This is a genomic window from Bradyrhizobium sp. OAE829, assembly GCF_040546575.1.
Classification (GTDB): Bacteria; Pseudomonadota; Alphaproteobacteria; order Rhizobiales; family Xanthobacteraceae; genus Bradyrhizobium.
Window position 1 is genome coordinate 5,958,415 of sequence record NZ_JBEPOE010000001.1, and the last position, 12,060, is coordinate 5,970,474.

A 12,060-nucleotide genomic window follows, 5' to 3' on the forward strand; every position below is an offset into this window, starting at 1 on the left:
AGGGTGAAGGATCTTCATCTACACTTAGGGTATGGACAAGCTTCCGCCACTGATCGAGCTGCGCGCCTTTGATGCGGCGGCACGGCATTTGAGCTTCAAGAAAGCCGCGGCCGAGCTTGGCGTGACGCCGACGGCGATCAGCCATCAGATACGGCAGTTGGAGCGGTATTGCGGGCGGGCCCTATTTCGGCGGAGGCCGCGACCACTGTCTCTGACGGACGCCGGAGCACGCCTTTTTCCCAGAGTGCGTGAGGGTCTGGAAACGTTCGTCACTGTTTTTGCCGCCATGAGGCGCGATGACGACGCGCAACCTCTTCGGGTCACAACGACCAACGCGTTTGCGAGCCGCTGGCTTGTGCCGCGGCTGCCGCGCTGGAAGAAGGCGCGTCCCAATGCGCCGCTCGACGTGATCGGCACCGACGGCGTTCTGGACCTGCATGCCGGCGATGCCGACGTCGCGATCCGCTATGCCCGCACCTTGCCGATGGAGGGGCCCGCCAAGGAATTCCTGAGCGACACGTACTGGCCTGTCTGCAGCCCTTGGCCTCGGGCCTGAAGCGTGCCGCCGGCCTTCGCGGACAGGTTCTCGTTCATTGCTGGTGGTCACCGTCCGATACCGAGGCACCGACCTGGCATAGATGGCTCGCCGCAACGCGAAGCAAATGGCGCGACGTGCCGGAATTCAAGGAAATGGACCACCTGAGCTTCAGGGAGGAGCTGCATGCCATCGAGGCGGTGGTTGCCGGTCAGGGCATCGGCATCTTCAGCGACGTCCTCGTGGCGCGCGAACTCGCGGCGCGGACGCTCGTGAGACCTTTCAATTTGTGCTTGCCGGGATATCGGTTCTATGTGGTTCGAACGACGGATCATCCGCGCGAGAAGACCATCCAGGCCTTCGCGACCTGGCTGCAGTCGGTCCTCTAACCCTCAATCGTTCACCGGAATCCTACGCAGCTCTCTTCAGCTGATCGTTTACGATCTGCGACTACGTTTCCGTTCGATGGACGACTACGATCCCCAACGCGAGGCCGAAACGACCATGAAGCTTCCAAGGCCTGACGAGAGCTCGCCCGCGTACGCGGGCGGCGCTCCCGAAAGGCGCACCGGCCAGGCGGCCTAGCCGCAATCCGGCGGGCGCTCGGGGCAACTATCGCCGATCGAGTTCAGGACATCCCGAATTTCCGCAACTGCCTGATCCGGAGGGACGCCGGGCGGCGGATCCGGTGGTTCCGCATCCAGCCGTGCTCGCATTCGCGGGTCGCGTGAGCTTCCCACAGGCTTCGGGTTTCCCGGCATACGCACACAACGCCGAAAATTTTATTCCGGGACGCAGTATGGTGCTAGTGGCAATCTGATCATGCAAGCGCGCGACCATAGGAAGTATCTGATCAAGGCGGATTGAGATATGGTGCATGCAAGATGACCATCCGACTTCAGACGGACACTGCTGCGACGTGAACGCCCGCCGTTCGACTGATCTGACCTCGGGCAGCAGTATGTTGAAGATCCCACACCAGGCCAAAGGGTTTTGCTGACTATTTCCGGCCGACGACCCTCCTTATTTGCTCAGCGATAAGCTAATGCGAGTTACAACGGCATCCCACTTTCGTTCTTCTACAGCGGGATAGTTTATCATTACGCAATTCATATATGCGCCTACTCGATTACATCGATTGTACCAAGTGCGCCCGTTACGAACGCTGGATACTGCGAAAAATCGCGGCGTTACTCGCTTGTACTGAATGTTCGCTGGCGGCCGCCTTTTGGCGAGGAAGGTGGCAGGTGAATCATTGTCGGGGTTCGGGACAGACTGCACCGTCAAATCTGCGCGGCGGTCACGCGTAAAGAAGCGCCGGCCAGTTTCACCCTCCGGTGAGCCCGCGTCCTCTGTGAAAATATCCACCGGAATGTCCACATTGGCTCCGGTGCTAGGAATAAGGTATCTCTGCCATTCCGTGCTTTCCGCGAATGCCCGGGTGGAAATTAAAATAAGAAGCAGCGCCGTCACTGAGCGAATTGGGCACATCCCGACTCTCCAACTACAGCACAGGTCTCCGGTACATCTTCCTGAACCTAAAAGTCTCCGGTACATCTTCCTGAACCTAAAATCAGGGGCTGTGCATAATGAAAAAGCGGTCGCCGCTCGTCGGTTCCTGGTAAAATGCTATTGATTTAGCCTGGCTATTTTCTGAGTTGGCCTGAAGCGGACATTCAATAGCGAACGCGCGGGCCGCGACCGTCGAGGGCTAGTGGCGCCGCGGTTTAATGGAACCGAATCGATTTAGCCGTGTATTCTTGACTGTGTCCTAACCCACATTGGGGCTGGGATAGGATTTGTATGGAAATCTCAAACCGCCGCTTCGAAGCCGCTCAGACCAGCGACGGTCGCTACCGCTCCTCGTCGAGTCGATCACTGATTACGGGATCTACATGTTGGATCGCGAGGGTCGCGTGACCAGTTGGAACCTTGGCGCCAGGTGCTTCAAGGGCTACGAGGCGGATGAAATTATCGGTCGCCATTTCTCGACCTTTGCGGTCCCAGAACGTCCCTGCTCAGGCCCTGGCTGAGCGCACCGCCGCTTCGAGTCAACCTTTGGTGCCGATGGGGCAAACGCCACCGAATTACAGAAAAGCCGGCGCAATGCTGCTGTTGGCACGCTTTCAATGCCTCCCGAATGCGGGGCGCCCATGCAGCCGGTTACGCAATACACAAAAAGCGCGGCCCGGCCGTTCGATCAGTAAAATTGCTACACAATCAAATCATGAGTCGCATGGAGATCGGCGTGCCATGAGTAATTGTGGTGCGCATCTGAAATATCAATCCCGTCAGCATCATGGACCGGCTCCGGCCTCTCGTGCGCAACAGCATGCTGACCATCTCCATAGGCTTTTCCATTTCCGTGGCTCAGTTTCTGAAGGTCATACATGCCTAAAGACGTATTGTCGGCGCCACTCGTAAAATGAAAGCAATCGCCAAGGTCGGTGCCAACCAATTTGGCCTGATCTGCATTGTCGGAAGAAGGCCCGCCCTTTCCTTCAGTCTTAATCTTCAATGCCGAATTTGCGTCGTTGGCAGAATTTACGGACGCCATTTGTATATCCTGATCCGGTGAACCCTCTGCCGAGGCCTCATGCTTGGCGTGCCCCTTGGCAGCTCCGGAGCCGTTGTCGGACTCATGCGGGGCCTTCTGCGATTGACCATGGTTTAAACCGTCTCCCGGGGCGTCATTCTTGGCGTGCCCCTTGGCAGCTCCGGAGCCGTTGTCCGACTCATGCAAGGCCTTCTGTGATTGACCATGGTTTAAACCGTCTCCCGCGGCGTCATTCTTGGCGTGCCCCTGGGCAGCGCCGGAGCTGTGGTCGGAGTCATGTAAGGTCTTCTGCGATTGACCATGATTTAAATCGTCTCCCGGAGCCTCACGCTTAGCGGCTTCGGAGCTGTTGTTGGAAGCGCGCAAATCGGATTGCGATCGACCCTGATTTGACCCGTTATCCCGGCCTGTCTGCGTTGGGTCACGCTGCGCGACTTCATTCGCGGCTGCCGCAACAACATCAACGGTCCCGGAACCTTGGGGAATAGGAGTTTCTCGGTCACTGCCGCCATCCTCGACCTGGGAATTGCCGACATAAAGCTCGCTGCCGTCTGTGGCGATTGTATCGCCATTGGCGAACTCGAGTGCGTACGCTCCATCGTACACGGCTGTGCCGCCGAAATTTGCGAAGCCAGGAAGTACAGATGCCAGTCCGTTGGCGTCGCTTGTGGTAGATGAAGTGACGATGTCGTCGCCGAAATCGAACGCCTGCACGGCGTGGTTGGCGCCATCGAGCTCGTAGATCAAGGCGGCGAAAGCTGCAACCATAAAGATGCTATAGCTGCTCGATCCCGGCCTCGGCGCGTTCAGTGCTGCCTGCGCAAATTGGCTTGCGGCAATCTCGGCCACGGAGTCGACGAGTTTGCCGGTCGGCGATGACGTCCCGGTTGCGGCGCCGGCGCGGTCCTTGCTCGCGCCTCTGGCCGGGGTGCCGCCTGATACTGCTTCCTTGCGGCTGATTTTAAAAGTGACGACTTCCGTGCATCCGTTTGCCGCCAGAACCGTGAAACTTTCCGTTGCGGCGTGACCGGGCGAATCGTCCAACGCTGCCAGGATCGCAGCTGCCAGGATACTCATCGCGCCATAACGGCGCGACAGTGCCAGCGCGGCGAGCTCCGTCCGGCTGTTGATTCCAAGCTTCTGTCGCGCGTGGTCGATGTGCATGCTGACGATTTCCAGAGACACACCGAAGACCCGAGCAATTTCACTGTCCGACAAACCTTCGGCGACGAGATCCATAATCGTCCGCTCGTTGACGGTCAAAACCGCCAGAACATTATTGCCGAACGATGCGATTCCATTAGCTTCATTGCCGACCCTCGCCAGGTCTGACCCCGGTTTTTCCAGCCTCAGGGACTGGACCAGCGCTCCTGGTTGGGCGTTCATCGGAATCGCACCGCAAGCACCGGTCGCCAGTGCCCTGGCAAGATCGCCGCAGGCGACAGTATCAGTGAAGAACACCAGCCGGGGGGAAAGGGCTTCGTCATCCACGACGGCGAGGATGTCGGAGGCGGTTACATCGGTGAATCCGTCGTCCAGTAACACCACATCGGGCGTCAAACTGCGTATGGCTGCAAGGCAACTAGCTCCATCCAGACAGCACGCAACCACTTCGAAATCGGGCTGCGCTCCGAGCAGCGACGCAAAACCCTGCAGAACAATGGGACGTCGATCTGCTATCACAAGTCGAACGCGACGCATGGGCTTCCTTCGCTCGGCCTCGCATCATAACATGACAAGCGGCGGTGTAACTCCGCTCGGCCGATTGCGTTCCAAATTGTCAGAAGAATTTGTGGCGGATGTTTCTGACGATGAGTCAGTTAGGTCGTCGGGATAGCTCTATATGGCTCGCCCTCTTTCGTCGCGCGCGCGTCAGAGGTCGTACAAAAGTGCGCAGGGTGAGCACGACTCTCTCCGATGCCGCTACTGCGCGAAAACTGCCGAAAAACAGGCTCCCAGTCGGCGACCCTTCACCGGTGCAAATCGATCTCGACTGCAATCCGGACGAGGTCGGAGTGATTTTTAGCGCCGAGCTTGGACTTCAGCATGGAGGTCGTGTTGGCAACGGTTTTATAGGAGACGCCGAGTTCGGACCCGACTTCTGAGATGCGGTCGCCACGACCCAAGAGCTTCAGGATATCGAGTTCGCGTGGGCTCATCTGCGTCAAAGGGCTGGCCTTGATCGCCGCACCCGCGAAGGTCGTCGCTCCCGTCAGACGCGGCGAGACGAAGCGCTCCCCGGCTGCAACCTTCCGGATGGCCTTGGCCAGGAGCCGAGGATCATCGCTCTTCGAGACATATCCCTGAATGCCCATCTCCATAGCGCGCACCACGAAGGCCGGATCCTCACTCTCGCTGAGCATGACTATTTTGGCGGCCGGATCATCCGTGTGGATTCGCCGGGTCAACTCGAAGCCGGTAAGATCGGGCAGGCTCACGTCAACCACGGTCACGTCGGGATGCGTCTGCAAGTAAGCACGGTGCCCGTCCTTTGCACCGGAAGCCTCCAGGATCTCGACGGAAGGGTCCGACGTGAACAAAGCCCGAAAGCCGGTCACGACAACGGGATGGTCGTCGACGATCAATACCCTCATGTTGATCTGCTCCTCATTAGCACGTTGTCGCTTCCTCCAGTTGTGGAGAACGTCGCAAGCACTGTAATGGTTCAAATATCTGAGCAGGACGTCGGGCGAGCCTACCGAATGAGCGCGAATTGCAGAAGATCTGGCATGTTCGTTCCTTTCGGCAGAGCCTGCTGCTTCCGATCACTTTGATGATCCTGAGCGCCCTAATGTCCGGGCGATAGCGTTCTCGCCTTCTCCTGATCTCATCTGGCTAATCTGACGGGGATGCCCGCTTCCGAGCGAAAGGCAGACACGACTGGCCGCTACTGGCGCAAAGCTGCCGTTCGTCCGCGTGACGCCGTTTATTGTCGGTATAGCGAAGTCTACGTTAGTTATTCCGGTATACCCGCCGTGCGTAGCGCATCTTCCCATTGCGCCAGCACCTCGGGCTGCCGATGCGGCAGGCGATACTTAACGTTCTGTATCCGAAAATTCGGGTCACTCGCACGCACTAGCTTCGTCGCCCTCTTGGCCGCGCCCAGGTTCCCGACGAGGGCGTTCGACGCGGCCGCGACGAGCGATGCAATGAAGTTGTCCGATTGTTCGAGCATAGCCTTGTTGGCAAGGGAAGCGGCGACGTCGAAGCGGCCGGCCGCAAAATGAGCGGCGGCTATTGCGGCCAGCATTCCCGGGCGCTGTGGATCCAAGGGACTGAGGCGAACGGCCCGCTCAAGATGTTTGATTGCCAGGTCGGGCTCACCGACAAAACATCTGATCCAACCGCTTAGGTGAAACGCCATGGCGAGGTTGGGGTTTAATCGTCTACGGGCCCGATATAGACGATCTGTTCCACCGTGCAGGCGGTTACGTCGACAAGATCCTCAAAGGCACCAAGCCCTCCGATTTGCCGGTAGAGCAGCCGACTGAATTCAAGTTCGTGATCAACCCCGTTACTCCTTCGTGCTGATGAGGTGATCGAATGAGGCAGTTTGCTGCGATGCATGAGTCCGCTCGTGGACGATTTTGTTGAAAAACTCGACTGTTGAAGCCGAAGGAGATCGCTGATTCATTCCCCTTAGCGGGTGGAGACTTGAATCGATGATGGGTCCTCGGCAGGTCGATCAGGCGGCACTGTTTTATGGGTTCTCACTTGAGCGACACGTTCCGGCCGGCCACTTGCTGAGGTCGATTGATCGCTTTGTCGATTTGTCAGAAGTTCGCGGCCATCTGGCGCCATTTTATAGCTCGACCGGCCGGCCTTCGATTGATCCCGAACTGCTCGTCCGGATGTTGCTGGTTGGCTACTGCTACGGCATTCGCTCCGAACGGCGGTTGTGCGAGGAGCTGCACCTGAACCTCGCCTACCGCTGGTTCTGCCGGCTCGGCCTCGATGGCGAGGTGCCGGACCACTCGACTTTCTCCAAGAATAGGCATGGCCGCTTCCGCGATTGCGATCTGCTGCGTAAGCTGTTCGAGACCGTAGTCCGACGCTGCATGGCAGAAGGGCTGGTTGATGGGACGGCCTTTGCTGTCGATGCCAGCCTGATTGCCGCCGATGCCAACAAGCAGCGCTCTTCTGCCGGGTCTGATGATATCGACTGGGAGGCCGTCGCCAAGACGCGCCGATCCGTCCGGGAATATCTCGATACCCTGGATGAGGCTGCCTGGGGCGCAGCCAGCGAGACGGTACCGAAGTTCATCTCCAGATCGGATCCGGCCGCGCAATGGACCGGCGCTCACAAAGGGCATGCCTTCTTTGCCTACGCCGACAATTACCTGATCGACCTGAAGGCAGCGATCATCGTCGATGTCGAGGCGACGCGAGCTATCCGGCAGGCCGAGGTCGGTGCGGCACGCACAATGATTGAGCGCACCGAAGATCGCTTCGGGCTCTGTCCCGAGCGCTTGGCCGCCGACAGTGCTTACGGCTCAGCCGAGATGCTGGGGTGGCTGGTTAACGAGCACGCGATTGAGCCGCACATTCCGGTGTTCGACAAGTCGGCCCGGGACGATGGGACGTTCTCCCGCGAAGACTTCGCCTACGATCAGGAACACGATCTCTACGTCTGTCCAGCCGGCAAGGTACTGAGCTCTACCGGAACTCTGGTGAATGATGGGGCAACACTGCTCTACCGCGCCAGCAAATATGACTGCGATGCTTGCGAACTGAAGCCGCGGTGTTGTCCGAAAATGCCTGCCCGCAAGGTCCCGCGTTCAATCCACGAACAGGCCCGAGACGTTGCGCGCGACATCGCGAAGACCGATGCCTATGTCAGGTCGCGCCGTGAGCGGAAGAAGATCAAAATGCTGTTCGCGCATCTGAAGCGCATCCTGCGCCTCGATCGGCTCAGGCTGAGAGGTCCATTTGGTGCTCAGGACGAGTTCCTGCTGGCTGCCACCGCCCAGAACCTCCGAAAACTGGCAAAGCTGATCCCGCTGCGTGGCCCAATGCCGGCCTGAGAGCAAACAAACTCACGTGCGCCCTGATTCCTTGCAACATCCCAAACATTTGGGACGCCGACTTCTTCAACACAATCGGACCTTAGCGGACGCCAGCCGCGCGGATTTCCGATCCTAGGGCAAAGCGGGCATAGTCTTGTTGTCGGCCGATTTCGCTATTTGAACCTTAGCGGACATGCTGTTTGTAATCTTCGAGGTTCGGCTTTTCCGCTGTTTAGCGGACATGGACCGCGCGCCTCGAATGAGATCAGCTTTACGCCAGGAGGTGCACGAGCCTCAACGTAAGTGGAACAATGTCCAAGCGAACTGATTGGGAATTGTTACAGCTTAACTGAGATAGAAAACGAAGTGTTCTCGGAGAGCTTTTATTAGGGAAGGAGCTTCAAATGGATGACGAACGAAAATCATCAAAAGAGGGGCAACGGGCCGCTGAAGGCTTGCGCGAGGCTCCGATGGAAAAAGCGCAAAAGAAAAACAGAAATGGTGAACCATACAGCATGCCCGGCGTGGCGTTTCCGTGCGAATTTCCATGCAAGCCAAGCGGGCCTATAATTGCTAAGGTGATGGCCCGAGCCTGGCATCGGGCAAAGGCTCTCGCTGAGGTCCGCTTTACCTAAGTGGAAATCACTGCGTCCGCACCTGCTCTTTGTCTCATCTCGCAGAAAATATTAGACATGATGCCAGAGCGCTGACCTTGATTTCGCCTTGAGATTGCTGCGTGTAACCGGTTTGGCCTTAGCCATGCGGAGAGCGGTTCAACGCAGTCGCCGCTGATACATAGGGCACAGCATAATAACCCGGATCATACTTTCGACTACGTTCAGTCAAAGACTTCATGCAGGGGCTGGCGAGGTCGTGGATGCGGGGCAGTGCAACATGTCGAAACTGGCAGAGGTCGATGCTGCGTGCCCACTTGCATTCGCCGCAGGGCAAGCTCGTGAGGGCTCCGGCGCCGGGTTGTACCAAACGCCTGCCTATCGGCCATTTTTCTACCGAGGCTAGATCAGGAGCTTTCCGGAGGAGTCGTCATCAGGGTCCAAGAATTAGCCGCCTTGTAACGTCGATAGGAACACTAGTTCTCCCAACTGGTTTGTTTCTTAATGACACCCTCAGGGAGGAAGCCATGAGCTTTTTTACCAAAGACATTAAAACCCTCGACGATCTCTTCGTCCATACTCTGCGCGATATCTATTACGCAGAGCAGCAGATCGCGAAAAGTCTTCCGGACATGATCGAGAAGGCGACTGATCAAACCCTCAGGAACGGCTTTGAGACCCATCTTGCCGAGACCGAGGAACAGATTGTCCGCCTCGAGAAAGTATTCCAAATGCACGGTGTCGAAGCCACGGGTGTCGATTGCCCCGCCATCGACGGCATCCTGGACGAAGCCAGCGAAGTTGCCGGCGACGTTGACGACAAGAGCGTGCTCGACGCGGCCCTGATTGCTGCAGCCCAGGCAGTCGAGCACTACGAAATCACGCGTTACGGAACGTTGATCGCATGGGCGAATATGCTTGGCCGCAGTGACTGCGCGTCACTTCTGCAGCAAAATCTCGATGAGGAAAAGGCGACTGACAGCAAGCTGAACGCGATGGCACTCAAGAGTGTGAACCGCAAGGCAGCGTAATTTTTAATGAGGCGCGGGAGTCAAGGGCTGTCAGATTCCAGTCGGCAGCCTCTCTCTCGCATGAGACCATCCCGGTGAGTCATCCTATGACCCGTCGTTGCTTCTTTCTGGTCTAATAGCGCTAGCGTTCGCGGGACGTTCCAGTGGGAAGGAAGCCGGGCTAGCCGTTCACTAGCTGCGCTCGCTTTACGGACTTAACAAGGGCCGTTTCCTTGTCGCAGACGTTGATGATGGTTCGGTTGCGGGACCCACGGCGACGGTCGCGGTGTGGACGACGCCGGCCCGGTCGATCGTCAGCTTTACCTGGTCGCCAACGCGCGCATCGACCACAATAAAATCCGATTGGCTAATGGCAGTGAATGCAACAGATTGAAACCTACGATGCGCAAGCGGGCGCCAAATTCACAGCCCTTAACAGATCCCCAAAAGGACCAGGCCGGCTGCAAGGCTTGACCGGATCAGGCGGTTTGGATCGATCGATAGCTTGATTTCGTTTTCGGTCGACGTTCTTTCTCGTCTTCCTGAATTCGCTCCGCCGCGAATCTTGGAGCGAAGGTGAAGAGGCATGAGGATCGCGCCAGTGTCGGCTTATGATCTTGGTTTCCACCGGCGGGCTAGGCGGAATTACGACAGGTGCGGTTGGCTCGATTGGCTGCAAGACAGCTTGGGGCGGGGTTTCCTGACGCACGTAGTTAATCTCAAGTCGATCGGCCTTGCTGAGCGCGTGGTCAGCGTCAGCAATGCCGACGGTCGACCCGTCTGCTGACATCTCTGCGGCTGGGATGCCGGCAGGCGTTCTGAGCACCTGGCCGACAGCCAAGGCGCTGAGCAGCGCTAGACATACGATCGCAAGCCAGACCGTCCTAATCATCTTCTGCCCCAGACAGGTATCAGCGGGTAGCCTCAGTATGGATTCAGGCGGTTAAAGGGCGGAAGACACCCAATTGTGAGGATTGTATGGCTGGCGCGCTGCCAAAGAGCCGTGCGAACCGTTTTGGATTTCGCTCCGCTGTATTTCGTTTGGATGTTCTTTCGCTTTCAACCACAATTTTCGTAATCCGTTTGGTCTTCTGTGCAACTTCGATAAACCTGCGCAACGAGTAACGGTTGTGGGGAGGTATCGTTGCCGGCGAAAGCTTCAACTACTAAGGCTGAGAGTGCGGGTCTTCTCCTGTTCAAAAACCGTGATGGTGACATCCAGTTCCTGCTCGGCCACCCGGGGGGCCCGTTCTGGAGCCGTAAGGATGCTGGTGCGTGGAGCATACCGAAAGGGCTGATCTCTCCCGGCGAGGAGCCACTTGCGGCCGCGCGGCGTGAGTTTGCCGAGGAGACCGGGCACCATCCTACGGGAGATTTCATCCCGCTCGGCGCGGTGAAGCAAGCGGGCGGGAAGGTGGTTCACGCTTGGGCTATTCAAGGTGACTGGGATCCTGCTGGTCTTCGAAGCAATACGTTCGAAGTGGAATGGCCACCGCGATCCGGGCGGCGCCAGCCATTTCCCGAGCTCGATCGGGCAGCTTGGTTCAACGTGTACGAGGCGCGCCTAAAGATTCTGAAAGGTCAGGTCCTCTTTATCGATCGTCTGTTGGAGGCGGTGGTCAGATTGACGAGAGCTGATCATTAGCGAGAGAGCGTGTTTTCCATCACCGCGAGCCCGGCGCCGTATTGTCAAAAATCATCAGTCTCTGCCGCGTCGCCGACTATTGCGCGCGGCTCGTAGATGCGGAAAGGGACTGAGCACGCCCGCTTCTGTACGCGTCGAGCACAGCGTCCGGTCAATATCCGGCAGGCTGTCCGCGACTCGTGGGAACCATCGTACGATCGCGGCACTTGATGGGCATGGCGAAAACTCCCCTCAGTATCGAGATCGTTCAAGAGGGTGAGGAGCGCTTCATCGTCAAGACCTTTGCCGACGGTAGCCAGCAGCGCCTACCGATCGTAAAGTTGCCGAGGAAGAAGCGTTATCCAGACCGGCCGTACTGGACTTGGAAATTCGACAATTTCGACAAGAGCACGAAGAAGAGGTTTTGAAAGTGGCAGCGGGGCTTAACGTTGCAAAAAAAGCCGGCGTACGGGATTAACCCGCACGTCCGGCTTCCAACGACCCAAGGTCGATACGTTACTTGTTGAGCACTTCACGAGCCTTATCCTTGATGCCGCCGACGGTATTCTGCACCTTGCCCTCGGCCTTGTCTGCAGTTCCTTCGGCTTCGGTCTTACTGTCGCCCGTCACCTTACCAACAGTTTCCTTGATCGCGCCCTTTGCCTGCTTAGCCGCACCTTTCAATGCGGTCTTTATCCATGATTACTCTCCTTT

The 12,060-nt window shown here is 57.7% G+C and carries 13 protein-coding genes; 9 read left to right on the forward strand and 4 right to left on the reverse strand.

Translation table 11 applies throughout. The features are described from left to right. Window positions 1-31: 31 nt before the first annotated feature. From ABIE49_RS28625 to ABIE49_RS28635, 3 genes are all read left to right on the forward strand, one after another. A complete protein-coding gene (locus ABIE49_RS28625; RefSeq protein ID WP_192739994.1) occupies window positions 32-556 on the forward strand; it encodes a LysR family transcriptional regulator in 525 nt (174 codons plus the stop codon). 116 nt (window positions 557-672) lie between these two features. After that, complete coding sequence (locus tag ABIE49_RS28630) at window positions 673-924, forward strand: LysR substrate-binding domain-containing protein (RefSeq protein ID WP_354067024.1); 252 nt, start codon at window positions 673-675, stop codon at window positions 922-924. A gap of 1,506 nt (window positions 925-2,430) precedes the next feature. Further along, the gene (locus ABIE49_RS28635; protein ID WP_192739996.1) at window positions 2,431-2,568 is read left to right on the forward strand and encodes a PAS domain S-box protein; all 138 of its coding nucleotides are present in this window, start codon (window positions 2,431-2,433) and stop codon (window positions 2,566-2,568) included. Between the two features lie 179 nt (window positions 2,569-2,747). On the opposite strand, the gene ABIE49_RS28640 is transcribed toward ABIE49_RS28635, so the two are convergent. The 3 genes from ABIE49_RS28640 to ABIE49_RS28650 form a co-directional block, all read right to left on the reverse strand. Beyond that, window positions 2,748-4,793 carry a LuxR C-terminal-related transcriptional regulator gene (locus ABIE49_RS28640; protein ID WP_192739997.1) on the reverse strand — a complete coding sequence of 682 codons (2,046 nt, stop codon included), beginning with the start codon at window positions 4,791-4,793 and terminating at the stop codon, window positions 2,748-2,750. Between the two features lie 269 nt (window positions 4,794-5,062). Beyond that, on the reverse strand, window positions 5,063-5,686 hold the full coding sequence (locus ABIE49_RS28645) for a response regulator transcription factor (protein ID WP_192739998.1): 624 nt from the start codon (window positions 5,684-5,686) through the stop codon (window positions 5,063-5,065). A 362-nt stretch (window positions 5,687-6,048) separates the two neighbouring features. Beyond that, on the reverse strand, window positions 6,049-6,342 hold the full coding sequence (locus ABIE49_RS28650; RefSeq protein WP_192739999.1) for a hypothetical protein: 294 nt from the start codon (window positions 6,340-6,342) through the stop codon (window positions 6,049-6,051). A 158-nt stretch (window positions 6,343-6,500) separates the two neighbouring features. Between ABIE49_RS28650 and ABIE49_RS28655 the strand changes: the two genes are divergently transcribed. From ABIE49_RS28655 to ABIE49_RS28680, 6 genes are all read left to right on the forward strand, one after another. Beyond that, window positions 6,501-6,623 carry an ABC transporter substrate binding protein gene (locus ABIE49_RS28655; RefSeq protein ID WP_354067642.1) on the forward strand — a complete coding sequence of 41 codons (123 nt, stop codon included), beginning with the start codon at window positions 6,501-6,503 and terminating at the stop codon, window positions 6,621-6,623. Between the two features lie 131 nt (window positions 6,624-6,754). Further along, window positions 6,755-8,116 (forward strand): IS1182 family transposase, encoded by a 1,362-nt coding sequence (locus tag ABIE49_RS28660; protein ID WP_192740000.1) that lies wholly within the window; start codon window positions 6,755-6,757, stop codon window positions 8,114-8,116. Between the two features lie 386 nt (window positions 8,117-8,502). Then, on the forward strand, window positions 8,503-8,733 hold the full coding sequence (locus ABIE49_RS28665; protein ID WP_192740001.1) for a hypothetical protein: 231 nt from the start codon (window positions 8,503-8,505) through the stop codon (window positions 8,731-8,733). 506 nt (window positions 8,734-9,239) lie between these two features. Further along, entirely contained in the window at window positions 9,240-9,743 is a 504-nt protein-coding gene (locus ABIE49_RS28670) for a YciE/YciF ferroxidase family protein (RefSeq protein ID WP_192740002.1), read from the forward strand. 1,123 nt (window positions 9,744-10,866) lie between these two features. Continuing rightward, a complete protein-coding gene (locus tag ABIE49_RS28675; protein WP_192740003.1) occupies window positions 10,867-11,367 on the forward strand; it encodes an NUDIX hydrolase in 501 nt (166 codons plus the stop codon). 209 nt (window positions 11,368-11,576) lie between these two features. Further along, window positions 11,577-11,774: a hypothetical protein gene (locus ABIE49_RS28680; protein ID WP_192740004.1), complete on the forward strand. Its 198-nt coding sequence runs from the start codon at window positions 11,577-11,579 to the stop codon at window positions 11,772-11,774. An 88-nt stretch (window positions 11,775-11,862) separates the two neighbouring features. Here the strand turns inward: ABIE49_RS28680 and ABIE49_RS28685 are convergent, their stop codons facing one another. Further along, window positions 11,863-12,030 carry a CsbD family protein gene (locus ABIE49_RS28685; protein WP_210337529.1) on the reverse strand — a complete coding sequence of 56 codons (168 nt, stop codon included), beginning with the start codon at window positions 12,028-12,030 and terminating at the stop codon, window positions 11,863-11,865. Window positions 12,031-12,060: the final 30 nt, after the last annotated feature.

Bases quoted from the DNA above. Each gene is read 5' to 3' on its own strand.
- ABIE49_RS28625 (WP_192739994.1), top strand. From the start codon at position 32: ATGGACAAGCTTCCGCCACTGATCGAGCTGCGCGCCTTTGATGCGGCG.
- ABIE49_RS28635 (WP_192739996.1), top strand. From the start codon at position 2,431: ATGTTGGATCGCGAGGGTCGCGTGACCAGTTGGAACCTTGGCGCCAGG.
- ABIE49_RS28640 (WP_192739997.1), bottom strand. From the start codon at position 4,793: ATGCGTCGCGTTCGACTTGTGATAGCAGATCGACGTCCCATTGTTCTG.
- ABIE49_RS28645 (WP_192739998.1), bottom strand. From the start codon at position 5,686: ATGAGGGTATTGATCGTCGACGACCATCCCGTTGTCGTGACCGGCTTT.
- ABIE49_RS28650 (WP_192739999.1), bottom strand. From the start codon at position 6,342: ATGCTGGCCGCAATAGCCGCCGCTCATTTTGCGGCCGGCCGCTTCGAC.
- ABIE49_RS28660 (WP_192740000.1), top strand. From the start codon at position 6,755: ATGATGGGTCCTCGGCAGGTCGATCAGGCGGCACTGTTTTATGGGTTC.
- ABIE49_RS28665 (WP_192740001.1), top strand. From the start codon at position 8,503: ATGGATGACGAACGAAAATCATCAAAAGAGGGGCAACGGGCCGCTGAA.
- ABIE49_RS28670 (WP_192740002.1), top strand. From the start codon at position 9,240: ATGAGCTTTTTTACCAAAGACATTAAAACCCTCGACGATCTCTTCGTC.
- ABIE49_RS28680 (WP_192740004.1), top strand. From the start codon at position 11,577: ATGGGCATGGCGAAAACTCCCCTCAGTATCGAGATCGTTCAAGAGGGT.